Here is a 22,995-nt window from a genome sequence, read left to right on the forward strand (position 1 = left end):
CATGGGCGATACGCCGACACATACGACCGTGGGAAACCATGCGGACCCTTCTCTCTGGCTTCCTTCCCAGGTTCCGGTTTCTTTTCGGTCAACGAATGGCAATGCGGAGACATTCGACGCGACTCAGGAGTCGCGGAGGCGCCCGTATCCCGAGCCGCCGGCCGAGTCACTGCTGACGGCGTACCGGAAGATGGTCCTCGGGCGCCGTTTCGACGAGCAGGCGACGTCACTCGCCCGGCAGGGCCGGCTCGCGGTCCATCCCGCGAGCCTCGGCCAGGAGGCGTGCCAGGTGGGCGCGGCGCTGGCCCTGCGCGCCACGGACTGGCTGTTCCCCACCTACCGTGACGCTGTCGCGCTGGTCAGCCGCGGGATCGACCCCGTCGAGGTGCTGACACTGCTGCGCGGCGACGCACACTGCGGCTACGACCCGGTACGGCACCGCACGGCACCTCAGTGCACCCCGCTGGCCACCCACGCCGCCCACGCCGCCGGACTGGCCCACGGCGAGCGGCTCAAGGGCGCGGACACGGTCGCCCTCGCGCTGGTGGGCGACGGTGCCACCAGCGAGGGCGACTTCCACGAGGCGCTCAACCTGGCGGGCGTCCTGAAGGCTCCGGTGGTCTTCCTGGTGCAGAACAACGGGTACGCCATCTCCGTACCGCGGTCCGAGCAGTGCGCGGCATTGAGCCTGGCGTACAAGGGAGTCGGCTACGGCGTCCGCGCGGAGCAGGTGGACGGCAACGACGCCGCGGCCGTACTCGCCGTGCTGACCACGGCCGTCGAGGACGCCCGGGCGGGCGGAGGGCCGTGGCTCGTCGAGGCGCACACCTACCGGATGGGCCCGCACACCAGCGCCGACGATCCCTCCCGGTACCGCACGGCGGCGGAGGCCGGCCGCTGGCGGGAACGCGACCCCATCGCCTTGCTCGAATCCGGGCTGCGCGAACGGGGTCTGCTCAGCGACGCCGACGCGAAGGCGGCGGCCGCCGAGGCCGAGGCGTACGCCGCGGATGTGCGCGCGCGGCTGGCCGAGGAGCCTGAGCTGGCCCCGCACGCCCTCTTCGACCACGTCTTCGCCGCACCACTTCCTCACCTTGCCGGTCAAAGGGCTTCGCTGCGAGCCCGGTTGGAGGACTGCTGACATGACCACGGCCGACATGGGGATGGCCAGGGCGCTCAACGCCGCCCTGCGGGACGCCCTGGGCACGGACGAACGCGTCGTCGTCTTCGGTGAGGACGTGGGGCGGCTCGGCGGCGTGTTCCGGGTCACCGACGGGCTGCGCGACGCCTTCGGCGACCGGCGCTGCTTCGACACGCCGGTCAGCGAGGCGGGCATCGCGGGCCTCGCCGTCGGTATGGCGATGGCCGGCTGGCGGCCGGTGGTGGAGATGCAGTTCGACGCGTTCGCCTACCCGGCGTTCGAGCAGATCGCCTCCCACATGGCCAAGATGCGCAACCGCACGCGGGGCGCCCTGCCACTCCCCCTTGTCGTCCGGATTCCTTATGGCGGGGGCATCGGCGGTGTGGAGCACCACAGCGATTCCAGCGAGGCGTACTACGCGCACACGCCGGGCCTGAAGGTCGTGACTCCGGCGACGGCGGCGGACGCGTACTCCCTGCTGCGCGAGGCCATCGACGACCCGGACCCGGTGATCTTCCTGGAGCCCAAGCGCCGCTACTGGACCAAGGAACCACTCGAACTCCCCGTTCGCACGGGGCGGTTCGGCACGGCGGCCGTGCGCCGGGAAGGCAGCGACGCCACGCTCGTCGCCTACGGACCGTCGGTCGACGTGGCCCTGGAGGCGGCTCAGCTGGCCGCCGCGGAGGGCTGGGACGTGGAGGTGCTGGATCTGCGCACGCTCGTCCCTCTCGACGACGACGCGCTGGCCGCCTCGGTGCGGCGGACCGGTCGGTGTCTGGTCGTGCACGAGGCCCAGGGCTATGCCGGAGTGGGCGCCGAGATCGCGGCGCGGGTGCAGGAGCGGTGCTTCGACGCCCTGCGGGCGCCGGTGCTGCGCGTCACGGGGTACGACATCCCGTATCCGCCGCCCCTGCTGGAGGACGCCCATCTGCCGGACGTGCGCCGGGTGCTGGAGGGTCTGCACCGCTTGCTGCCGGCCACCGCACCTGCCCCCGCCGCGGCGCGCCGGACCGGTGGCGCCGTGGCCGCCACGGGTGAAGCCGGCAGCCGGACGTTGCTGCTGCCCGACCTGGGTGAGGGGCTGGCCGAGGCGGAGGTGCTGGAGTGGAAGGTCGCCGTGGGCGACCCCGTCGAACACGATCAGGTCGTCGCGGAGGTGGAGACGGCCAAGTCCGTGGTGACACTGCCGAGTCCGTACACCGGCACGGTGACCGCTCTGCACTGCCGGGCCGGCGCGGTCGTCGAGGTGGGGGCACCGCTGCTCACCGTGGGAGAGGAGACAGCGGCCTCCGGTGCCGTCCTGACCGGCTACGGCACGTCGGGCCGGGCCGGACTGCGGCTCTCGCCCCGCCCCTCCGGTGCGGCCACGTGCGCGATGACCGATGCCGCCCACGACCGGGACGCGGCCCGGGCCGTCCCCTCCCCCTCTCGTACTCCGCTGGGCCCCGCGGCGCAGAAGTTCGAGCGCGGGCAGCGTGACACGCCTGCGGTGACCATCTGGGCGGACACCGAGGCCGACCTGCTCGCCGCCCGCGCCACCCTCGGAACCGGCTTGATGCCGCTGCTCGCCCGGGCGTGCCTGGACGCGCTCGCCGCGTTCCCTTCGCTCAACTCCCGTGTGGACAGCGACCGTGGGGAGCTGGTCCGGCTGCCGCAGGTGCATCTCGGCTTCGCCGCGCAGACCGACCACGGCCTGGTCGTCCCGGTCGTCCGGAACGCCGGCGGTCTCGGCCTCGACGACCTCGCCGCCGAACTGCGGCGGCTGACAGGCCTCGCCCGCCGCGGAACGCTCCCCTCCGAGCATCTCACCGGCGGCACCTTCACCCTGAACAACTACGGCGGCTTCGCGGTCGACGGCGCCACGCCGATCCTGAACCACCCCCAGGCCGCCATGATCGGGGTGGGCCGCATCACCGACCGCCCCTGGGTGCGGGACGGCCGTGTCGAGGTACGCAAGGTCGTCAACGTCTCCCTGACCTTCGACCACCGCGTGTGCGACGGCGGCACGGCGGCCGGTTTCCTGCGGCGTGTGATCGACGGCCTCACCTCCGCCGATCTGCCGGGAAACCAACCGGAGTGAGTGCTCACTCATTGACGGAGTGAGCACTCACTCCGTAGCCTTGTGGTCATGACAGCAGCCAAGGAGAACCAGACCACCCGCCGCCGCGCCCCCAGCATGTCCCCGGAGCGGCGCCGCGAAATGATCATCCAGACCGCCATTCCGCTGATCGCCGAGTACGGCGCCGCGGTGACGACCGCGAAGATCGCCCGAGCCGCGGGCATCGGCGAGGGAACGATCTTCCGCGTGTTCGCCGACAAGGACGAGTTGCTGCAGGCCTGCATCGCCGAGGCACTCTCCCCCGAGCACGCGGTCCGCGAACTCGACGCGATCGACGTGTCCCAGCCGCTGGCCGAGCGGCTCGCGGAGGCGGCCGACGCGCTGCAGGCGCACACGGCGAGGATGGGTGCGGTCATGGGTTCACTCGGGCACGGCGGCGGCAAGCACCCCGGTGCGGTGCGCGGCGCGGGCCGCACCGAGTCGACGACCCGCATCCGCGCGGCCCTCGTGGACCTCCTGGAGCCCGACAGGGCCGCCCTGCGCCGCCCACCGGAGCAGATCGCCGCTCTCTTCTTCGGTCTGCTCTTCACCCAGCCGCGTACCGAGGACGAGCCGGACCTGACCCCGCAGGAGCTGGTGGAGGTGTTCCTGCACGGGGCGGTCTCGGGCGGCGCCGAGTGAGAACACGCCTGGGTGCGACCCTGGCGGTCCTGGCCGCCGGGTTCGGCGCGACCGGCCGCGGACCCGCTGCCGGGGGACTGCGAGCACCGAGCAGCCCGCCCCCGCACGCGTCAGCGAACCGTGAGCCGACGGCACGGACCGTGTCCGATGATGACGTGGATCACACTTGCTGGACCTCAACTGCACTTGAGGAAGCAGGCTGTCTGCATCCCACCGGGCGTGCCGCGCAAGGGCAGCCCGAAAGTCCGCAGGAGACACTGATGGCCACGTTGCTTCACATCGACACCTCCCTCAACGGCGACAACTCCCACTCCCGCGCGGTGACCGCCGCCTTCCGGCGCGTGTGGGAGGACGAGAACCCGCAGGGCTCGGTGATCTACCGCGATCTCGACGCCGAACCGGTCCCCCATCTGCGGGCCGACGCCTACTACGCCGGCTACACCGCCCCCGGCGACCGGTCGCCGGAAGAACGGGCCGCGTTCGCGCTGCGCGCGGAACTGATCGAGGAAGCCGAGGCGGCGGACGCGCTCCTGCTGAGCGCACCGATGTACAACTACTCGATCCCTTCCACGCTCAAGGCCTGGATCGACCACGTGTTCGCCGTGGGCCGCACCTCGATGACCGAACGGCCCTCACTCGCGGGCAAGCCGGCGGTCGTCGTGACCAGTCGCGGTGGCTCCTACCAGGAGGGAACCCCGCAGCACGGCAATGACTACGTGCAGAGCTATCTGCAGCAGGCCCTCGGCACCGGCCTCGGTCTGAACGTCACCTTCATCGTCCCCGAGCTGACCCTGGCCCCGACGGTCCCGGCCATGGCCGATCTCGTCCCCCTCTTCGAGACGTCCCGCAGCGCTTCCCTCGCGGCAGCCGAATCCCGCGCCCGGGAACTGGCCGTGGGTCCGGCCGCATAGCAGGGGGAGCACTCGCTGTCGTCGTCACAGCCGCGTGGCCGTGGCGGCGTATGCCCTGTGGCCGGCGTCGGCACAGGTCGTGGGGTGGTGACGGATGACCAGGGGAAGCAGGGCCGCGGCCGCGCAGGCCGCGCCCAGGGCCAGCCAGACGGGGTCGTAACTGCCGAACGTGTCGCGGGCGGCGCCCCCGAGGAGGGACGCCGACGCGGCGCCGACCTGGTGTGCCGCGCCGGCCCAGCCGAAGACGATGGCGCTGTCCCTTCCGTAGAAGGTCCGGCACAGGGCGATGACCGGTGGCACGGTCGCCAGGTCGAGCAGGCCGAAGGCCACCACGAAGACCAGCATGGGCGCGCTGACCGTGGCCGTCATCGTCAGCGGAAGGCTGACCATGAGCAGACCCCGCAGGAGGAAGTAGACGGCGAGGAGCCGACGGGGGTCCGCCCGGTCGGTGAGCCATCCGGAGGCGATCGTGCCGACCACGTTGAAGACGCCGATGAATGCCAGCAGGGTCGAGGCTGTGGTGGCAGGCATGCCGTGGTCGTGTGCGGCAGGGGTGAAGTGGGTCCACATGATGCCGTTGGTGGATGCGCCGCAGACGGCGAACGCGCCCGCGAGCAGCCAGAAAGGGGCGGTCCGGGCGGCGCGGCTCAGGACCGTCAGGGTGCGGCGGGCGGCGCCCGGGACAGGCTCGGGCCGCGGGACGAAGGTGTCACTGCCGTAGGGATGCCGCCCCAGGTCGGCGGGATGGTCGCGCAGGACGAGGTGGACCAGCGGGCCGATCGCCACGGCCGCGAGGGCGAGGGTGACGAGGGCCGGTCGCCAGTCGTAGCGGTCGACGGTCCATGACAGGGCAGGCAGGAAGACCATCTGGCCGAGGACGCTGCCGGACGAGAGGATGCCGGTCACCAGGCCGCGGCGGGCGGTGAACCAGCGATGGGTGACGGTGGTGCCGAGGGTCATCGACAGCGACCCGGTGCCCAGGCCGACGAGAAGGCCCCAGAAGAGGGTGAACTGCCAGGCGGCGTTCATGGCGGTGGTGAACATTGCTCCCGCGGCCGCCGTCCCGAGCGCGGCGACGACGACGCGGCGGACGCCGAACCGGTCCATCAGGGCGGCGGCGTAGGGAGCCGTGAGTCCGTACAGAACCATGTTGACCGAGGCGGCCAGGCCGATGGACCCACGGGACCAGTGGAACTCCTGCCGCAGGGGGCCCTGCAGAAGGCCCGGCATGGTGGAGAAGGCGCCGGCGACGATGATGGCCGTCCCGGCGACGGCGGCTACCCACCAGGCACGGCGCCCGGAATCCTTGGTCTGATGGCCGGTTGTCTCATGCATGTCTTCATCGTCAAAGGCGAGGGACGACCGAAACCACTGGCCGTTTGGACACGTAGTGAAAGAATCTGGTCATGAAGGTCAGTGATGAAGGGGTACACACGGTCGCCGTCCTGGTTCGTGCCGGGTTGCTGCCCATGGAACTCGGGATCGTTCACCGGCTGTTCGGCACCGCGGTGGATGCCACCGGCCGGCCGCTCTATTCGGTGGTGACCTGCGCGGCGGAGCCGGGTGAGATATCGACGGAGGCCGACTTCACCGTCAACGTGCCGCTGGGGCCGCAGGCACTGCGCCGGGCGGACACCGTCATCGTGCCCGCCGCCGTCGAGGACTACCGTCCCCAGCGCAGGGGCCGACTGAGTCCGCCGGTACGGGCCGCCCTTGAGGAAGTGCCGGGAACAGCGCGTCTGGCTTCCATCTGCACCGGGTCGTTCGTGCTGGCGGCGGCCGGCCGTCTCGCGGGCCGCCGGGCGACGACGCACTGGAAGTCCTGCCCGGAACTCGCCGCGCTGTACCCGGAGATCGAGGTGGACCCCGATGTGCTGTACACCGACGACCGCGGAGTCCTGACCTCCGCGGGGGTCGCCGCGGGAATCGATCTCTGCCTGCACATGATCCGCAGCGACCACGGCGCCGACATCGCCAACACCGTCGCCCGCGGCACCGTGGTCCCTCCCCACCGCGAGGGCGGCCAGGCCCAGTACATCGACCGTCCCGTACCGGAACCCGACGACAGCTCCATCGCCGCGGTCCGCGCCTGGGCCCTGGAGCACCTCGGTGAGCCCCTCGCCCTGGAGGATCTGGCGGGACGGGCGGCGACGAGCGTACGCACGCTGTCGCGCAGGTTCCGTCAGGAGACCGGGGTCCCTCCCATGCAGTGGCTCGGCCAGCAGCGTCTGCAGTACGCCCGGAGGCTGCTGGAGCGTACGGACGAGCCGGTGGACCGCATCGCGGCCGAGGCCGGCTTCGGCACGGGCACCGCGATGCGCCAGCACTTCCGCGAGACTCTGGGCGTGTCACCGCGCGCGTACCGCAACACCTTCCGTGGAGGGAGGTGAGGGCGCGTCACGCCTGTTCGGGCGAAGGGAATCCGTCCGGGACCGCGGCTGCACCAGGACATCGCCGACCTTAATCGGGGGCTGCGGCTCGTCAGGACAGGACCTCGACGTATCCGTCGCTTCCGTGTACCCGGATCCGCTGCCCGTCACGGATCAGCCTGGTGGCCTGGTCCACGCCCACGACAGCCGGCAAACCGTACTCGCGGGCGATCACCGCGCCATGGGTCATCAGGCCACCCACCTCCGTCACCAGGCCCGCGATCCCGACGAACAGGGGCGACCAGCTGGGGTCCGTGAAGGCCGTGACCAGGATGTCGCCCGCCTCGAGATCGGCTTGCGCCATGTCGAGGACGACACGTGCCCGCCCCTCGATGGTCCCTCCGGAGACCGGCAGGCCGATCAGAGCACCGGGCGGCACGTCGTCGCGCCGGTACGCCCCGTTGACGGTCTCGCCCTCGGAGGTGAGGACCCGGGGCGGTGTCAGAGCGTGGTACGTCCGGAACTCCTCCTTGCGCTGCTGGATGAGCTGGTCGTCGACCTGCTTCGAGCGGACGACGTCGTGGAGTTCCTGGAACGTGAGGTAGAAGATGTCCTCCCTGTCGGCGAGGACCTCGGCCTGCACGAGACGGTCGGCTTCTCCCAGCAGGGCTTGCTTGTAGACGAAGTAGCGGCTGACGATGCCGTACTTGGGGTATTCGCGGTACCCGATGAAGGTGCGGACCCGGTCGATCATCCGCTTGGTCTCGTCGGCTTTGCTCTCCCCGTCGGGCAGGGCCCGCAGGCGTGACAGTACGTCCTGTTCCTTCTTCCACGCCTCCTGCCGGCCCTGCTCGAAGCGCCGTCGGGCGGCGCCCGGCCGGAAGTTCCTGACGTTGTCGAGGATCGCCGGCACGAGCGTGCTGGGGCGCTCTCGCCAACGGGGCCTCGTGATGTCGATCTCTCCGGCACAGCGCATGCCGTACCGGTCGAGGTAGTCCTCGATGGCGTCGCGCGCCTCGGTGCCGCCCGCGAGCTTCGGCAGCTCGTCCAGGAAGCCGTCGTCGCCGGCGTTCCGCAGGAACCGAACCACCTGCGGGTGGGGGCGGATCGCGTCCGCGACGTCGAGCAGCGCGAGTCCCATCTCGGACGTGATGTTGTCGGGGGCGGACAGCGTCAGGGTGTCAGCCGCGTTCTTCTCTCCCAGCCATTCCTGCAGCTTGTCGTTGAGCCACCAGGTGGCCTCCATGCCCGCCATGATCGCCTGCATGCTCAGCGGATCGGTGAGCACTCGCTTGTGCTCCTCGAAGGCCTCCAGGAGGTGGTCGAACAGAGCGGGCCCGGTCTTCGCGCCGATGTCGCGCCGCAGGGCGGCGACCGACTCCCGGTTGCGCTCGATCAGCCCGGTGACGACGGCCGGGTCGGTCTCGAGCGGGGTGGGTGCGCCGCCACCTGCCCGCGGGCCGTGGGGAGCCGCTTTCGGGTCCGGGTCCGGGAGCGAGGGGACGAAGTCGTCGCGCTCCAGGACGGTTTCCAGCGCGTCCCTGGTCAGGGGATCGCCCCTCCCTATGAGGTCCAGGAGGCCGGCGCGGCTCGCGGGCGAGGACAGGGCCCGGGTGGCGTCGACGAACAGCCTGCCGCCGGCGTCGGAGAACGAGGCCATGGCCGTCAGCTTCCACAGGGAGAGCCCCAGGGGCTTCATGGGGTCGGTCATCATCTGCTGATGGCCGACGGAGACGTAGACGTGGTTGTCCTGATCGTCGGTCTCGGGGACGGGGAAGAGCGTGGTGATCGGCCGGCTCTGAACCATCTGGAAGCCGTCGTCGACGAGGCACCATTCGACGTCCTGGGGGCGGCCGAAATGCTCCTCGATCCGCCGCCCGAGCTGAACGAGCCGCACGACCTGCGCATCCGTGAGCGCCGGCTCCTGCTGCCGCTGCGGGTCGACCGCCACCTGCTGCGTGCCGCCGTCCGGCAGGGCGTGCACGGCACGCTGTTTGGCGGCGACCGCCCTCTCGACGACCTCGCCCTGGCGCACCTTGTAGACGTCCGGGTTCACCAGGCCGGAGACCAGGGCTTCACCGAGGCCGAAGCCCGCGTCGACGGTGGCGACCTTACGGTTGCCCGTGACGGGGTCGGCCGTGAACAGGATGCCGGACGCATGCGGGAAGACCATCCGCTGCACGACCACGGCCATGTCGACCGAGCGGTGGTCGATGTCGTTGTGCTGACGGTAGGTCACGGCACGCTCGGTGAAGAGCGAGGCCCAGCACCGGCTGACATGCCGGAGGACCTCCGCCGGCCCCACGACGTTGAGGTACGTGTCCTGCTGGCCGGCGAAGGAGGCCGTCGGCAGGTCCTCCGCCGTCGCGCTGGATCTGACGGCGCAGGCGACCTGCCCGCCCAGCCGGGCGACGGCCCGCGTGATCTCCGCCGCTAGGTCGTCCGGGACGGTGGTCTCTTCGACGGTCCGGCGGATCTGCTCGCTGAGCGCGCGGATCGCCTCCCGGTCTTCCGGTGCCGAGCGTGACAGCCGATCCAGCAGATCCTCGATCGACGGCGCCTGCGCCAGGATTCGCCGGAAAGCGTCCGTCGTCACGCAGAAGCCGCCCGGCACACTGATGCCCTCGATCCGCGCGAGCGCGCCCAGGTGGGCACCCTTGCCGCCGACGACCGCGAGGTGCGTCTCGTCGACGTCACCGAGATCCAGCACGTACCGCTCGGTCATCGCGATACCTCCCGCTCCGCCGCATCCATGGTCGAGCCCGTCCCGATCTCCGACACACGCACCTCGTGTCCCCGTTTCCGCAGGTAGTGACTTCGGTCGACGATTCTGCGACAGCACCGGGGCCTTGCCGCAAGCCCCCCGGTGCGCTATAACTTAGGAGAGGCAAGGAGAGATCTCCTTGCCTTCGTGCTTTTCGGGCCCTGCTGGAACCGTGTCCGTTTCCGGCGTTGCCGCTGACGGCCACCGGACGCGCCGAGGAACGGCCGTCGACCTGGCCCGTTCATCGCACCCCCGGATCACGGGTGAGGCGCGGACGTCGGGGCCGAACCGGGGGCGATCGCACTCTGCCCGGGGGCACCCCCTCAAGCGGTGACGCTTCCTGCCGTGCAGAGGTGTCACGTCCGGGAGGCGACCGCAGTGCTCAGGTGACGCACCGGCCCGCCACGGCACCGGCTGACCGGGCGGGAGGCACTGAGCCGCCCGGGCGACGGTCCGTGCGCCGGGCCCTGAGGAACGGCGCCTCCCCCGACAACCGCAGGCAGCGCGCGTCGGAGTCGGCCCGGACCTACAGGCCCAGGTCGAGCGCGAGGCACGAGTAGTACTTCCACGAGCCCTCGAGGCCGAGGGCGTTCACCCCAGTGCGCGGAGTGGCCTGCACCTCTTCGGCCATGTCGGCGAAGCGGATGCGCTCGGGAAGCTTGCCGTACCGGGCCTGGCGTGTCGCTGCGGCTCTGTCCTTCGCCGGTTCCCTGTCCATGACGGTCCCCCCTCGGAATCACACTGTTGCCTTGGGCGAACAACAGCATGCCCGCCCGGGCGTCACTGGTCAAGGCGGTGACGCACGCTGCCCGCCACCGTCACCTGTCACATCAACGCGCGATTCCGATGACGTGCCGCCCCACAGGTGCGCCATGAACGACGCGTGGCCGGGAAGGGCGCCCCCTTCCCGGCCACGCCGACATGCAGGATCAACCGCGCCTGGGCAGCCGCCAGTTCGGGCGCGGGAAGTGGCAGGTGTAGCCCTCCGGGTAGCGCTGGAGGTAGTCCTGGTGCTCCGGCTCGGCCTCCCAGAACGCACCGGCCGGCACGACCTCGGTCACCACGGGTCCCGGCCACAGGCCGGACGCCTCGACGTCGGCGATGGTGTCCAGCGCGACGCGCTGCTGCTCGTCGTCGAGGTAGAAGATGGCGGACCGGTAGCTCTCACCGATGTCGTTGCCCTGCCGGTTCCGGGTGGTCGGGTCGTGAATCTGAAAGAAGAACTCCAGGATCGCCCGGTAGCCGGTAGCGGTCGGGTCGAACACGATCTCGATCGACTCCGCGTGCCTGCCGTGGTCACGGTAGGTGGCGTGAGGCTTGTCGTTGTCGCCGCTGTAGCCGACCCGGGTGCGGATCACACCGGGGAGTGACCGGATCAGCTCCTGCATACCCCAGAAGCAGCCACCCGCCAGCAGTGCCCTCTCCTCGACATCACTCATGGCGCATCACCTTTCTTGCCCGTATTCGTCCACACTCACATACAGTCACCATCTTGACAGGTGACGAGCCGCACTGTCACGGCCGGCCCGTCCCGCACCCCACAGGCATGAGTTGCCTCACCTGTATGACAGTACGAGTATCAAGTGACACATGAGCGAGGCTCGCCTCCGACCAGGGACTTCTCCATCCCGGCCTCCCCCGAGGGTGGGCCAGCGCACTGCTGCCCCAGCTCATGCACCTCACGTCCGGGCAGATGCCGGATCCGGGCCCGCACAGGCCGCGGACGTCATGCTCGGCACGTTGCCGCGCGGCCTCGGAGCGCCCTGACGGGATCCACCTGACGCAGGCCGGAAACCGGCGGGTGGCCGAGAATCTCGGGGCGATCCCGGGAGGCAGAGCGGTCCGGTGGATCCAATATGCGCCAATGTCATCTTCTCTCGCCGGGGAAGCGCCCCACCCCCTCCGCCCCGCTCAGCCGCCCCGGCAGGCACCGACTGCCTGGGGCGACGCAAGACCCCTCACGCCTTCATGCTTTCCACACGGCTTGCTCACACCATGAACACTTCCGGCCGCATGGCCGACCGCGCCTCCCCGAGGGGGCAGACGGTGCGCCCGGCCCCTGCCTAGCCTCCCAGGCCATGCGATCACCCCTGATGAGACGTTTCGGCCTCGGCGCCGTCCTCGCCCTCGCCCTCGCCGTGTTCGGCCTGGCCCCCAGCGCGAGTGCGGCACCAGCTCCAGCGGAGCTGACCTTCACCACCGACAGCGCCACCACCACGCCCGGCGGCTCGGTCAAGCTGTCGATGACCCTCACCAACAACAACACCTACGACGTCTGGTTCGTGTACCAGACGATCGAGCCGACGTGGCTGACCACGCAGCGCCCCGACCTCAAGTACAGCTTCTCCGGGTGCAGCCTGACCACCACGAGCGGCGCAGCCCCGTGCTCCGGCACCGGCCCGGCCAACCTCGGCGGCAACTACGGCGCCACCATCCCGCCCGGTCAGAGCCGCACGGTCACGCTGACCCTGGACGTCGCCCCCGACTCGGGCTGCAACGGCAACATCGGCTTCTACTCGTACTTCTACGCCGAGTTCAGCGACTCCACGAACGTCAGCGGCGGGCCGGCCTACACGCCCGTGACCCGAGTGCTCTGCTCCTGACGGCTCCGTCCGGGGGCCGGCGGCCGTGACCTGAACGTTTCGCTGCCCGGGTACCGGCGCCGGTCTGTACCACTGGCACTCCGACCGGCGGGTCCCACTGGCCCGCCGGTGCGCCGCACAGGGCCCGGACCAGCGCGCCGGGCCCTCGCGCCCACCGGCCCCGGCCCCACCCGACAGCACGGAACGGCTCGTTTCGCTTTCGGAACCACCCCGTTCGGCACCTGCGCTTTTCCGTCATGTTCCGCAACATGACCGCGAAATCTCCACACAGACATCACTATGTGACGCGAACGGATGCGTGACGAACTGGCTTCTGAGGGGGACGCCGGCGGCACGCAAGGGGGTGTCCGCTCCGCAGGAGCCGTGCTCACCCCTGCCCGGGGAGGGGACCTCACCGCATGAAGCGGACCTTTCGCACCACCGTGCTCACGGTGAGTGCGCTCATCGCCGCACTGGGCCTGCCGGCCGGCGCGGCGCACGCCGACACCACGCCCCGCATCGACCTGCGGGTGCTGGTGGTGAGCGACGGCGGCCCGTCGACCGACGCGATAGCCGCCGAACTGGCCGCTGCCGGAACGCCGTACACCCACATCGACCTCACGCAGGCCGGACGGGCCGTGATAGACGCCGCCTTCCTCGCGGACACCGTCGACGGCAGGCCGCGCGCCAAGTTCCAGGCCGTGGTGCTGCCCAACGACAACCCGTTCCCGGCCGGATCCGCCGAGATGGCGGCCCTCGCGGCGTACGAGCAGAAGTACGACGTTCCCCAGGTCGACGCCTACACCTACGCGCGCCCCGAAGCCGGTCTGCAGTACCCGGTCCACGGGGGCTACTCCGGCAGTATGGACGGCAAGCGGGCGGAGGTGACCGCCGCCGGGCAGTCCGGCCCCTTCGGCTACCTCGACGGGGCGGTGCCCTTCGAGGACAACGACCCGGCCATCGGCGAGAGTTACGCCTACCTGTCCAAGCCCGTGGCGGGGGCCGACTTCACCCCGTACGTCCAGGCGACGATCCCCGGACAGCCGGCCAAGGGCACGCTGGTGGGCGAGTACCGGCACGACGGGCGACGCGAGCTGGTCGTCACCTTCGTCTACAACCAGTACCAGCAGCAGTTCCGGCTGCTGGCCCGCGGCATCGTGGAGTGGATGACCGGCGGGGTGCACCTGGGCGCCTCACGGAACTACTTCTCCGTCCACGTGGACGACGTGTTCGCCGCCGACGACCGCTGGAACAGCCAGCTCAACTGCACCCCCGGCGACGTCGACTGTGAGGACCCCGGCGCGACACCCGACCCGATCCGGATGACGCCCGCCGACGTCGACCACGCCATCGGCTGGCAGAACGACAAGAAGTTCACCCTGGACTTCGCCTACAACGGCGCCGGCAGCGCCGACCAGCGCGAGGACAACAACGGTGCCGACCCGCTCGCCGACCGGCTGATCGCGCGGCGGGGCGAGTTCCGCTGGATCAACCACACCTACTCGCACCCCTTCCTCGGCTGTGTGCAGGACACCAGCGTCGTGCCGTGGAAGTGCGCGACCAACGCCGACGGCAGCACCCGCTGGATGAGCCGCAACGACATCTCCGACGAGATCGCCACCAACCGTGTCTGGGGCGAAAGAGCCGGACTGCCCCTGGTGAACGACGAGTTGGTCACCGGTGAGCACTCGGGCATGAAGGTGCTGCCGCAGCAGCCCCAGGACAATCCCAACCTGGCGCTCGCCCTCGACGACAACCACATCGCCTGGCTCGGCTCCGACAACTCCCGTGAGCCCGCCCAGCGCCGGGTCGGCCCGGCCACGACCGTGCCCCGCTACCCCATGAACGTCTTCTACAACGCCGGCCGGGCGGCCGAGCAGGTCGACGAGTACAACTGGATCTACACCAGCCGCGCGCAGGGCGGCAGCGGCATCTGCGAGGACAACCCCGCCACCACCACCTGCCTGCCGGCGCCGCTCGACCCCGCCACCGGCTACGCCGGCCACATCGTCCCGCTGGAGACCCGGATCGCCCTCGGACACGTCCTGGCCAACGACCCCAAGCCGCACTTCATCCACCAGTCGAACCTGGCCGAGGACCGCATCGCCTACCCCGTGCTCAACGGCGTCCTGGACGGCTACCAGGCACTGTTCGCCGAGAACACGCCCGTGGTGAACCCGCGGATGAAGGACATCGGCGTCGAACTCCGGCGCCGGGCCGACTGGCAGGCCGCACTCCGGGCCGAAGAGATCACCGCCTACCGGATCGGCAGCACAGTGACCGTCGACGCGCCGAGCGGGCTGGCGGTCGCCGCGACCCTGCCCACCGGCAGCACGCTCGCCGGGGCCCCGTTCGGCGAGGCGTACGCCGGGGCCGTGTCCGGATGGACACCCGCCCCGGGCACGCCGCTGGCCCTCACCCTGCCGGCCTCCGCGACGGCTTCGGCCACCGGCGGCGCGGCCGAGCCCGCCCCGGCCACCGGCACCGCACCACGAACCCGTGTCCCCGCGGGCGTCACCGACCCCGTGGGACACACCGCAGACGGCTGAACGGCGCATCCACCCCAGTCCGACCGACGGTCCCGGCCGCTCCGCACGCGGCCAGGACCGGCCCGAACCACCCCACTCCTCGGCCGTGGAGCACATCGATGCCCGTTCCCCAGGGCGCGCGACCTGCCGGAGCAACGCGCGTCACCCTGCTCACCGAAGGCACCTACCCGCACAGTCACGGAGGCGTCAGCGTCTGGTGCGACCAGCTCGTCCAGGGCATGCCCGACCTCGCCTTCGACGTCATCGCCGTCACCGGGACCGGACATGAGCCGGTCGTATGGGACCTGCCCGCGCACGTCACAGGCGTGCTGTCCGTCCCCATGTGGGGCGCCCCTCCCGAGGGACGCCCGCCGCGGGGCAGGTCCCGCAACCGACTCACCGCCGCCTACGAGCGGTTCCTGACCGCGCTGCTCGATCCGCGCGCCGAGGACGGGTTCGCACCCGCCCTCCACTCGCTGGCACGGGCCGCGTCGGACGGGACGCTGAGCCCCTTCCTGCGCGGAGACCGCGCGATCGCGATCCTCACCGCGCTGTGGACCCGTCCCGGTCTCGCCGTGCGCGAGGCGCAGCCGACCCTGCACGACGCGCTCACCGCGACCGCCCTGCTGGAGCACGCCCTGCGCCCACTGGCCGCCCCGGTCCCCGAGACCGGGGTCGCGCACGCGGTCAGCGGCGGGGTCGCCGTCCTGCCCGGCCTCGCCGCACTCGAACGCCACGGTGTGCCACTGCTGTTGACCGAGCACGGGGTCTACCTGCGGGAGCGCTACCTCGGCTACCGCACCGCGCCCTACCGCTGGCCGGTGAAGGCCGTGATTCTCGGGTTCTTCCGGCTGCTCGCCCGGGAGAGCTACCGCCGGGCCGCCCTGATCACGCCCGGCAACCGCTACAACCGGCTGTGGGAGGAGGAGGGGGGCGCCGACCCGGAGTCGATCCGCACCGTCTACAACGGCGTCGACCCCGCCGCGTTCCCGGCCGCAGGGCCCGAACCGGACACCCCCACCCTCAGCTGGGCGGGCCGCGTCGACCCCATCAAGGACCTGGAGACCCTCATCCGGGCCTTCGCCCTGGTCCGGGCCCAGCTCCCGCACGCACGGCTGCGGTTGTTCGGTGGGACGCCCCGGGGCGGAGAGGCCTACCGGGAACGGTGCGAAGCCCTGGCCGCCGAACTCGGACACGCCGACGCCGTCACCTTCGAAGGCCGCGTCGACGACATCAAGGACGCCTACGCCGCCGGGAACGTCGTGATGCTCTCCAGCATCAGCGAAGGCTTCCCCTTCACCCTGATCGAGGCCATGTCCTGCGGCCGGGCGACCGTCTCCACCGACGTCGGCGGGGTACGCGAAGCCGTCGGGGACACCGGGCTCGTGGTGCCTCCGCGCGATCCGCGGGCGATGGCGGACGCGGCACTCCAGCTGCTGGGCGACGCCGCGCGGCGCAGCGCCATGGGCGAGGCGGCCCGGCTAAGGGTCATCGAGCAGTTCACCCTCCGGCAGACCATTGACACGTTTCGGTCCGTCTATCTGGAACTGGCCCACCCCGAAAAGGAGTCGCCGGCCATGACCACCACGGTCCAGATCTCCGCCCCGGCCGTCCACGGCACGGGAAGCCTCGCCCTGTGAGCGGGCCGATATCCCTGGAACCCGGGGGCTCCGAACAGGACACGCTGGCCATCCGGCTGGCCGGCACCCGCCCGCCGCGCCGCCGGCCGCGGTGGGCCCTGGACGACGCCACGCTCGCCATCCGGCTCCCCCGCAGCGGGCCCGACGTGCAGGCGGTCAGTGAGCTCGCCGCGGAGCTCGCCGACCGCGTGGGGCCCGCCGTTCACCCCTACGAGGTGGCCGCGCTGCTGGAGGCGGAGGGACTGTCCGCCTCCGTGATCAACGAGCGCTACGGTCACCCGAACCTGTTCTCGCTCGCATCGGCCCTGTACGAGCAGGTGCCGCGCACCTTCCCCGAACCCGCCGCGGCGGCCGACCCCTGGCGCCCCGACACGGTGCGCTGCCTGCTGCGGGGCGTGCTGTTCGCCCTGCCCGGGCTCGCCTACCTGCTGACCGCACCCTTGTGGGACGCCGGCGGGTACGCCCCCGCCCTGATCGTGGCCGGACTCCTCTCGTGGGCGTGGGGACAGGCGCTCGGGCACCGCGCGCACCTGCGGTTGGCGGCCGGGCGCCGGGAGGCGGGGCGTACCCTCCTGGCCGGCGCACCCGTGGGAGCGGCGGTGGCCACGGCGGCCGCCGCGCTGCCCGCGGGCGGCGGAGCGGTGACCCTGGTGGCGGCCGCGCAGTCCGCGTATCTGGCGGCCGCCGGTGTCCTGCTGGTGCTGGGCCGGGAACGGCTGCTGCTGGCGGCGCTCAGCCCGCTGCTCGCGGGTGCGGCCGTCCTGCCGTGGTGGGAGCCCGGCCCCGTGGTGCGGGCCGGGCTGCCCCTGCTGGCGCTCGTCGCCACCCTCGCCGTCACCGGCCGGGTCCTGCGGGGCGCCCTCGCCGTCCCGGCGAGCGCCGGCTCGACCCGGCCGCGTCTGCTGTGGTCACTGCCGTACGGGCTGTTCGGACTGGCCTCCGGGGTGCTCGTGCTGCTGGAAGGCCGTGAGGAGCCGTACGCGGTGATCGTGCTGACGCTGAGCATGGGTCCGGCGGAGTGGCTGCTGTACCGCTACCGCGGTCTTTCGGTCGCCGCGCTGCGCGCCACCGCCACACCCGCCGGGTTCCTGCTGCGTTCGGCCGGCATCCTCGGCCTCTGCCTGCTCGGCTATGTCGCGCCGCTGCTGCCGGCGGCCCTGCTCACCGGCGCCGACCCGGTCGCCCTGCTGCTGCTCGCCGCCGTCCTGTGGACCGCGCTGCTGCTCCAGGCGTTCGGGGCGGCCTGGTCGTCGGCCGGGATCTGCCTGACGGCAGCCGGCGGAGCGGGTGCGGTCGTCCTGTTCCATCTGCCACCGGGCGCCGCCCTGGCCCTGCCGCTCGGCTGCGGCGCCGCCGCCCTGTGTCTGGCGGTGTGCGCGCTGTGGCTGCTCGGCCGGCCCGCACCGCACGCCTGAACCCCGCTCCTCCCCCGCTCCGTTCATCTCATCGAAGGGACAACCCAGTTGACCTCCGCACCGCTCGCCGCCGTCACCGGAGCCGAGGGCTTCATCGGCTCGCACCTCACCGAGGCGCTGGTCGCCTCCGGCCACCGGGTCAGGGCCATGGCCCAGTACAACTCCTTCTCCTCCTACGGCTGGCTGGAGACCCTGCACCCGGACGTCCTGGACCAGGTGGAGATCGTCCTCGGCGACGTCCGGGACCCCGGTTCCGTCCGGGGTCTCATCGAGGGCGTCGACACCGCCTACCACCTGGCCGCCCTGATCGCGATCCCGTACTCGTACCAGGCCCCGCACAGCTACGTGGACACCAACGTCACCGGCACCCTCAACGTGCTGGAAGCCGTGCGCGCCCTCGGCACGCCCCGGCTGGTGCACACCTCCACCAGCGAGACGTACGGCACCGCGCAGACGGTGCCCATCACCGAGGACCACCCCATCAACACCCAGTCCCCGTACGCCGCTTCGAAGGCGGGCGGAGACCGGCTGGCCGACAGCTACCACGCCAGTTTCGACACCCCGGTCGTCACTCTGCGGCCCTTCAACACCTTCGGGCCGCGCCAGTCGATGCGGGCGGTCATCCCCACCGTCATCGGGCAGGTCGCGGCGGGGGAACGCACGATCACCCTCGGCGACCTGCGCCCCACCCGTGACTTCACCTTCGTCAAGGACACCGCGCAGGCCTTCCTCGCCGTCGGTACCGCCCCCGCCGAGCGGGTCGTGGGCCGTACCTTCAACGCCGGGACCGGCGGGGAGATCTCGGTGGGCGACCTGGTCGCGCTGATCGGCAAGGTGATGAACACCGCCCTCGACGTCCGCGAGGACACCGCCCGCATCCGCCCCGCCAACTCCGAGGTGATGCGGCTGGTCGCGGACGCCGGCCGGCTCGCCGCGGCAACCGGCTGGCAGCCCGCGCACACCCTGGAGGAGGGCCTGGCGGCCACGGTGGAGTTCTTCCGCGACCCGGCCAACCTCGCCCGGTACAAGACCGGCATCTACAACATCTGACACCGCACAGCGCATCTCGTCCGTCACGTCCGCGCACGTCCGCGCACGTCCACGTAGCGTTCACGAAGGAGGAGCCCCATGCACGCAGTGATCCTGGCGGGAGGCAAGGGCGTCCGGCTGCGGCCGTACACCACCGCGCTGCCCAAGCCGCTCGTGCCCATCGGCGACCAGCACGCCATCCTGGAGATCGTGCTGCGCCAGCTGTCCACGGCCGGCTTCACCAGCTGCACCATCGCCATCGGCCATCTGGGTGAGATCATCCGCGCCTACGTCGGCGACGGCTCCCAGTGGGGCCTGACCGTCGACTACGCCACCGAGGACAGCCCTCTGGGCACCATGGGTCCGCTGCTCAACCTGCGCCACCGGTTGCCCGAGACCTTCCTGGTGATGAACGGCGACGTCCTCACCGACCTCGACTACGCCGACGTCCTGCGCCGGCACCGCACCTCCGGGGCCCCGCTGACCATCGCCACGTACGCCCGCAAGGTGCACATCGACTTCGGGGTGCTGACCACCGACTCCAGCAAGGTCGTCGCGTTCACGGAGAAGCCGAGCATGGACTACCGCGTCTCCATGGGCGTCTACGGTCTGTCCCGCAGCACCCTGGACGGCTACACGGCCGGACTCCCCCTCGGTTTCGACGAGCTGGTGCTCGACCTGCTGAAGACCGACAACCAGCCGCACGCCTACGAGTTCGACGGATACTGGCTGGACATCGGACGCCCGGACGACTACGACCGGGCCAACGCCGAGTTCACCACCCGCAAGTCGCTTCTGCTCAAGGGAGCCTGAGCACGTCATGCGCATTCTCGTCCTGGGCTTCACCGGCTATCTCGGCTCTCATGTCGTCGAGCGGCTGCGCGCCCTGCCGGGCGCGCTGGTCGTCGGCGCCGGCCGGTCGCCTGCCGCCGACCTCGACGTCGATCTGGCCCGTGTCCGTCCGGAGCGGCTGGCGAAGACCCTCGCGTCGGCCGCGCCCGACACCGTCGTCAACTGCGCGGGCGCGACCGGGGGTGACGCCGTCACCCTCGCCGAGGTCAACACCCGCGGTCCCGCGGTGCTGTGCGCCGCTCTGCACGAGGCGGCTCCCGCGGCGCGCCTGGTGCACCTGGGCTCGGCCGCCGAGTACGGCCCGGGCACGCCCGGCGTCCCGGTGACGGAGTCGGCGCCGAGCCGCCCGGTCGGTCCCTACGGTGCGACGAAGCTCGCGGGCACGGTCGCGGTGACCTCCTCGGGCCTGGACTCGGTGGTGCTGCGGGTGGGCAATCCGGTGGGCCCGGGGGCCCCGCCCACGGGGCTGCCCGGCCGGATCGCCGCGCTGCTGCGGGAGGCCGGTGCGGGTCCGGAGGCGGTGCTGCGGCTCGGCGACCTGTCCGCCCATCGGGACTTCGTCGACGTACGCGATGTGGCGCGGGCGGCGGTCCTCGCGGCCACGGCGCCGGGCCCGTTGCCGCCCGTCCTCAACATCGGCGGCGGCGGGGCCGTCCCGGTGCGCGACCTGGTACGCCGTCTGGCCGCGCTCGCCGGTTTCCGGGGCCGTATCGAGGAGGGCACGGCGAGTGGGGCGGGCTCGGCCCGTTCCGCGCAGGTGTCGTGGCAGTGTTCCGACATCACCGCCGCGGAGCAGGCCCTCGGCTGGCGTCCGGCGCACTCCCTGGACGACGCGCTGACCGCCCTGTGGGAAGGCGGCCGCACACCGTGAGCCTGCTGATCCCGCTGTACGTCCATCCGGCCGAGGACCCCGGTGCCTGGCACCGGCTGATCACCGCGGCGACCCACACCTACGGTGTCGTTCTCAACCCGGCGAGCGGGCCGGGCGAGGTGCCCGACCCGGCGTTCACCGCGGCGGCCGGTGCGCTGCGGGCCGCGGGGGCTCGGCTGCTCGGCTATGTCGACACCGACTACGGGGTGCGCGATCCCTCGGCCGTCGCCGAGGACGTGCGCCGGCACCGGGAGTGGTACGGGGCGGACGGCTGTTTCCTGGACCGGGTGACGGCGACCGCGGACGGACTGCCGGCCTGCCGCAGGCTGGTGCGGAGGGTGCGCAGACTGGGTGCGGGGACGGTCGTCCTCAACCCCGGGGTCCATCCGGAGCCGGGTTACGCCCGCCTCGCCGACCTGACCGTCACCTTCGAGGGCCACTGGTCGACGTACGTCTCGGCCTTCAGCCGGCCGGCCTGGGCCGCACGGCACTCGCCGGAGCGGCTGTGCCACCTCGTCTACGGTGTGCCCGAGGCCCTCGTGCCTCTCGCCGTACGCACCGCGCACGAGCGCGGAGCGGCGGTCTGCGGGCCGGTGACGGGAGAACCACCCAACCCCTGGGGCCGGTTGACGCCCGCGCTCACCGGGGCGGGGCGATGAGCAGGCCGGCGGTGTGGTGCGCGGCTGCGCTGACCGCTGTGACGGCCGCGGCGCTGACGGGTTGTTCCGGCAGCTCCGAGCGGCCCGCCGACGGGCACGGAACGGCGTCACCCGCTCGGGCCGTGTGGAAGCCCCGTCCGGGTCTCGCCTGGCAGTGGCAGCTCGACGGCAAGGTCGACGCTTCGGCCGACGTGCCCGTCTACGACATCGACGGCTTCGAGAACTCCGCGGCGGACGTGGCACGGCTGCACCGCGCGGGAAGGAAGGTCATCTGTTACGTCAACGTCGGCGCGTGGGAGGACTTCCGGCCGGACCGGGACGCTTTCCCTCGCTCGGTGCTCGGCGAGCCCAACGGGTGGTCGGGTGAGCGGTGGCTGGACATCCGGAAGCTGACCGTTCTGCGGCCGATCATGGAACGCCGCTTCGACATGTGCCGCGACAAGGGCTTCGACGCGGTGGAACCCGATCTGGTGGAGGGTTACGGAAACGACACCGGTTTTCCGCTGACCGCACGCGACCAGCTCAGGTACAACAGGATGGTCGCGTCCCTCGCGCATGAGCGCGGGCTGTCGGTGGGACTGAAGAACGATCTCCCCCAAATTCCCCAGCTCGTGGGCGATTTCGACTTCGCGGTCAACGAGGAGTGCGCCCAGTACGACGAGTGCGGCGAACTCACCCCGTTCATCGCGGCGGGCAAGGCGGTGTTCCATGTGGAGTACGCGGAGCCACGGAGCGCTTTCTGTGCCGAGTCGCGCCGACTAGGGTTGTCGTCGATGCGGAAGAAACCGGAACTCGGCGTGTGGCGGAGCTCCTGCTGACCGTGGTGCATGATCAGAGCATGTCCAATCCTGCTGCATTCCGTGACCGGTCGAACTGGTCCGGCGGGTACTACGAACTGGCCATCGAGGTCGGGTCGACCGCCGACGCCGACATGCAGGCGCTCTTGAGCGCTGTGCGGTCGGAAGCGGATGTGCGGGGCTCGTTCGCGTTCACCGACCGTGAGCCGGAGGAACAGGAGCCGGTGCCGTGCACGGTCGCCTCCCTCACGGAGTACGGCCACCTTCACGGTCAGGTGCGCCTGCCCACCGGCCAACTGGCCGTGTGCGGTTGCGTGGCGATCCGCGGAGGTGACGACAGCGGCGACTGGCTGGACTTCTACATCCCTGACGGCGCACTGGACAACGCAGGGATCGCCCACTGGGACGGCCGGCCGTTCTTCAGGTCTGCCGTCATGGACGACTGGCTCGCGGCCATCGGGACGGCGGTCTTCGACCGGGTGCCCTTCAGTCTCGGCGTGATCGGCTGGGAGGTCTCCGGATGCACCGATGCGGCAACGCTGGCGGGCGCACTGCCGAAGGAGCGCTCGATCGGATACCTGCTTCCTCGGGAGGAAGGCCTGCATTACGGGGCGGCCAACGACTGAGCAAAGCCTGACGGCTCCTCCCGGCGAAAGGGAGGAGCCGTCGGAATGTGTTCAGAGGCGTTCGCCTTCTA

19 protein-coding genes are annotated in these 22,995 nt (G+C 71.4%); 15 read left to right on the plus strand and 4 right to left on the minus strand.

From position 1 onward, the window contains the following. Position 1: 1 nt before the first annotated feature. From ACFCXS_RS34015 to ACFCXS_RS34030, 4 genes are all read left to right on the plus strand, one after another. Positions 2-1,141, plus strand: coding sequence for a thiamine pyrophosphate-dependent enzyme (locus ACFCXS_RS34015; protein WP_376647222.1), 1,140 nt, complete (start codon positions 2-4; stop codon positions 1,139-1,141). 1 nt (position 1,142) lies between these two features. Further along, positions 1,143-3,221, plus strand: a complete 2,079-nt coding sequence (locus ACFCXS_RS34020; RefSeq protein ID WP_376647223.1) for a 2-oxo acid dehydrogenase subunit E2 — start codon at positions 1,143-1,145, stop codon at positions 3,219-3,221. A gap of 48 nt (positions 3,222-3,269) precedes the next feature. Beyond that, the gene (locus tag ACFCXS_RS34025; RefSeq protein WP_376647224.1) at positions 3,270-3,881 is read left to right on the plus strand and encodes a TetR/AcrR family transcriptional regulator; all 612 of its coding nucleotides are present in this window, start codon (positions 3,270-3,272) and stop codon (positions 3,879-3,881) included. A 260-nt stretch (positions 3,882-4,141) separates the two neighbouring features. Then, a complete protein-coding gene (locus ACFCXS_RS34030) occupies positions 4,142-4,792 on the plus strand; it encodes an FMN-dependent NADH-azoreductase (protein WP_376647225.1) in 651 nt (216 codons plus the stop codon). A gap of 24 nt (positions 4,793-4,816) precedes the next feature. On the opposite strand, the gene ACFCXS_RS34035 is transcribed toward ACFCXS_RS34030, so the two are convergent. Next, positions 4,817-6,127, minus strand: a complete 1,311-nt coding sequence (locus ACFCXS_RS34035; protein WP_376647226.1) for an MFS transporter — start codon at positions 6,125-6,127, stop codon at positions 4,817-4,819. Between the two features lie 71 nt (positions 6,128-6,198). Between ACFCXS_RS34035 and ACFCXS_RS34040 the strand changes: the two genes are divergently transcribed. Continuing rightward, positions 6,199-7,182 carry a GlxA family transcriptional regulator gene (locus ACFCXS_RS34040; protein ID WP_376647227.1) on the plus strand — a complete coding sequence of 328 codons (984 nt, stop codon included), beginning with the start codon at positions 6,199-6,201 and terminating at the stop codon, positions 7,180-7,182. Positions 7,183-7,273: 91 nt separating this feature from the next. On the opposite strand, the gene rph is transcribed toward ACFCXS_RS34040, so the two are convergent. The 3 genes from rph to msrA all read right to left on the minus strand — a co-directional run bounded on the left by rph (position 7,274) and on the right by msrA (position 11,364). Beyond that, positions 7,274-9,886, minus strand: a complete 2,613-nt coding sequence (rph, locus tag ACFCXS_RS34045) for a rifamycin-inactivating phosphotransferase (RefSeq protein ID WP_376647228.1) — start codon at positions 9,884-9,886, stop codon at positions 7,274-7,276. A 565-nt stretch (positions 9,887-10,451) separates the two neighbouring features. Next, positions 10,452-10,643 carry a hypothetical protein gene (locus ACFCXS_RS34050; protein ID WP_376647229.1) on the minus strand — a complete coding sequence of 64 codons (192 nt, stop codon included), beginning with the start codon at positions 10,641-10,643 and terminating at the stop codon, positions 10,452-10,454. A 211-nt stretch (positions 10,644-10,854) separates the two neighbouring features. Next, the gene (msrA, locus tag ACFCXS_RS34055; protein ID WP_376647230.1) at positions 10,855-11,364 is read right to left on the minus strand and encodes a peptide-methionine (S)-S-oxide reductase MsrA; all 510 of its coding nucleotides are present in this window, start codon (positions 11,362-11,364) and stop codon (positions 10,855-10,857) included. Between the two features lie 639 nt (positions 11,365-12,003). On the opposite strand from msrA, the gene ACFCXS_RS34060 reads away from it, so the two are divergent. The 10 genes from ACFCXS_RS34060 (at position 12,004) to ACFCXS_RS34105 (ending at position 22,924) form a co-directional block, all read left to right on the plus strand. Continuing rightward, a complete protein-coding gene (locus ACFCXS_RS34060; RefSeq protein ID WP_376647231.1) occupies positions 12,004-12,528 on the plus strand; it encodes a hypothetical protein in 525 nt (174 codons plus the stop codon). Between the two features lie 398 nt (positions 12,529-12,926). Next, positions 12,927-15,056, plus strand: a complete 2,130-nt coding sequence (locus tag ACFCXS_RS34065; RefSeq protein WP_376647232.1) for a hypothetical protein — start codon at positions 12,927-12,929, stop codon at positions 15,054-15,056. 98 nt (positions 15,057-15,154) lie between these two features. Next, positions 15,155-16,675, plus strand: a complete 1,521-nt coding sequence (pelF, locus tag ACFCXS_RS34070) for a GT4 family glycosyltransferase PelF (RefSeq protein ID WP_376647233.1) — start codon at positions 15,155-15,157, stop codon at positions 16,673-16,675. Continuing rightward, positions 16,672-18,090: a hypothetical protein gene (locus tag ACFCXS_RS34075; protein WP_376647234.1), complete on the plus strand. Its 1,419-nt coding sequence runs from the start codon at positions 16,672-16,674 to the stop codon at positions 18,088-18,090. Before pelF ends, ACFCXS_RS34075 begins: the two co-directional genes overlap by 4 nt. A 48-nt stretch (positions 18,091-18,138) precedes the next feature. Then, entirely contained in the window at positions 18,139-19,140 is a 1,002-nt protein-coding gene (locus ACFCXS_RS34080; protein WP_376647235.1) for a GDP-mannose 4,6-dehydratase, read from the plus strand. A gap of 78 nt (positions 19,141-19,218) precedes the next feature. Continuing rightward, positions 19,219-19,932: an NDP-sugar synthase gene (locus tag ACFCXS_RS34085; protein WP_376647236.1), complete on the plus strand. Its 714-nt coding sequence runs from the start codon at positions 19,219-19,221 to the stop codon at positions 19,930-19,932. 7 nt (positions 19,933-19,939) lie between these two features. After that, complete coding sequence (locus ACFCXS_RS34090) at positions 19,940-20,842, plus strand: NAD-dependent epimerase/dehydratase family protein (protein WP_376647237.1); 903 nt, start codon at positions 19,940-19,942, stop codon at positions 20,840-20,842. Continuing rightward, positions 20,839-21,501 (plus strand): spherulation-specific family 4 protein, encoded by a 663-nt coding sequence (locus tag ACFCXS_RS34095; protein ID WP_376647238.1) that lies wholly within the window; start codon positions 20,839-20,841, stop codon positions 21,499-21,501. The genes ACFCXS_RS34090 and ACFCXS_RS34095 overlap by 4 nt, the downstream gene beginning before the upstream one ends. Then, positions 21,498-22,319 (plus strand): endo alpha-1,4 polygalactosaminidase, encoded by an 822-nt coding sequence (locus tag ACFCXS_RS34100; RefSeq protein WP_376647239.1) that lies wholly within the window; start codon positions 21,498-21,500, stop codon positions 22,317-22,319. The genes ACFCXS_RS34095 and ACFCXS_RS34100 overlap by 4 nt, the downstream gene beginning before the upstream one ends. Further along, positions 22,301-22,924: a hypothetical protein gene (locus ACFCXS_RS34105; RefSeq protein WP_376647240.1), complete on the plus strand. Its 624-nt coding sequence runs from the start codon at positions 22,301-22,303 to the stop codon at positions 22,922-22,924. Before ACFCXS_RS34100 ends, ACFCXS_RS34105 begins: the two co-directional genes overlap by 19 nt. Positions 22,925-22,995: the final 71 nt, after the last annotated feature.

The sequence above is a fragment of the Streptomyces sp. NPDC056373 genome, assembly GCF_042262425.1.
Classification (GTDB): Bacteria; Actinomycetota; Actinomycetes; order Streptomycetales; family Streptomycetaceae; genus Streptomyces.

Excerpts from the sequence above, each read along its gene's own strand:
- ACFCXS_RS34050 (WP_376647229.1), bottom strand. The coding sequence starts at position 10,643 with ATGGACAGGGAACCGGCGAAGGACAGAGCCGCAGCGACACGCCAGGCC.
- ACFCXS_RS34065 (WP_376647232.1), top strand. The coding sequence starts at position 12,927 with ATGAAGCGGACCTTTCGCACCACCGTGCTCACGGTGAGTGCGCTCATC.
- ACFCXS_RS34090 (WP_376647237.1), top strand. The coding sequence starts at position 19,940 with ATGCGCATTCTCGTCCTGGGCTTCACCGGCTATCTCGGCTCTCATGTC.
- ACFCXS_RS34060 (WP_376647231.1), top strand. The coding sequence starts at position 12,004 with ATGCGATCACCCCTGATGAGACGTTTCGGCCTCGGCGCCGTCCTCGCC.
- ACFCXS_RS34035 (WP_376647226.1), bottom strand. The coding sequence starts at position 6,127 with ATGCATGAGACAACCGGCCATCAGACCAAGGATTCCGGGCGCCGTGCC.
- ACFCXS_RS34085 (WP_376647236.1), top strand. The coding sequence starts at position 19,219 with ATGCACGCAGTGATCCTGGCGGGAGGCAAGGGCGTCCGGCTGCGGCCG.
- rph (WP_376647228.1), bottom strand. The coding sequence starts at position 9,886 with ATGACCGAGCGGTACGTGCTGGATCTCGGTGACGTCGACGAGACGCAC.
- ACFCXS_RS34100 (WP_376647239.1), top strand. The coding sequence starts at position 21,498 with ATGAGCAGGCCGGCGGTGTGGTGCGCGGCTGCGCTGACCGCTGTGACG.
- pelF (WP_376647233.1), top strand. The coding sequence starts at position 15,155 with ATGCCCGTTCCCCAGGGCGCGCGACCTGCCGGAGCAACGCGCGTCACC.
- ACFCXS_RS34025 (WP_376647224.1), top strand. The coding sequence starts at position 3,270 with ATGACAGCAGCCAAGGAGAACCAGACCACCCGCCGCCGCGCCCCCAGC.
- msrA (WP_376647230.1), bottom strand. The coding sequence starts at position 11,364 with ATGAGTGATGTCGAGGAGAGGGCACTGCTGGCGGGTGGCTGCTTCTGG.
- ACFCXS_RS34040 (WP_376647227.1), top strand. The coding sequence starts at position 6,199 with ATGAAGGTCAGTGATGAAGGGGTACACACGGTCGCCGTCCTGGTTCGT.
- ACFCXS_RS34030 (WP_376647225.1), top strand. The coding sequence starts at position 4,142 with ATGGCCACGTTGCTTCACATCGACACCTCCCTCAACGGCGACAACTCC.
- ACFCXS_RS34015 (WP_376647222.1), top strand. The coding sequence starts at position 2 with ATGGGCGATACGCCGACACATACGACCGTGGGAAACCATGCGGACCCT.
- ACFCXS_RS34020 (WP_376647223.1), top strand. The coding sequence starts at position 1,143 with ATGACCACGGCCGACATGGGGATGGCCAGGGCGCTCAACGCCGCCCTG.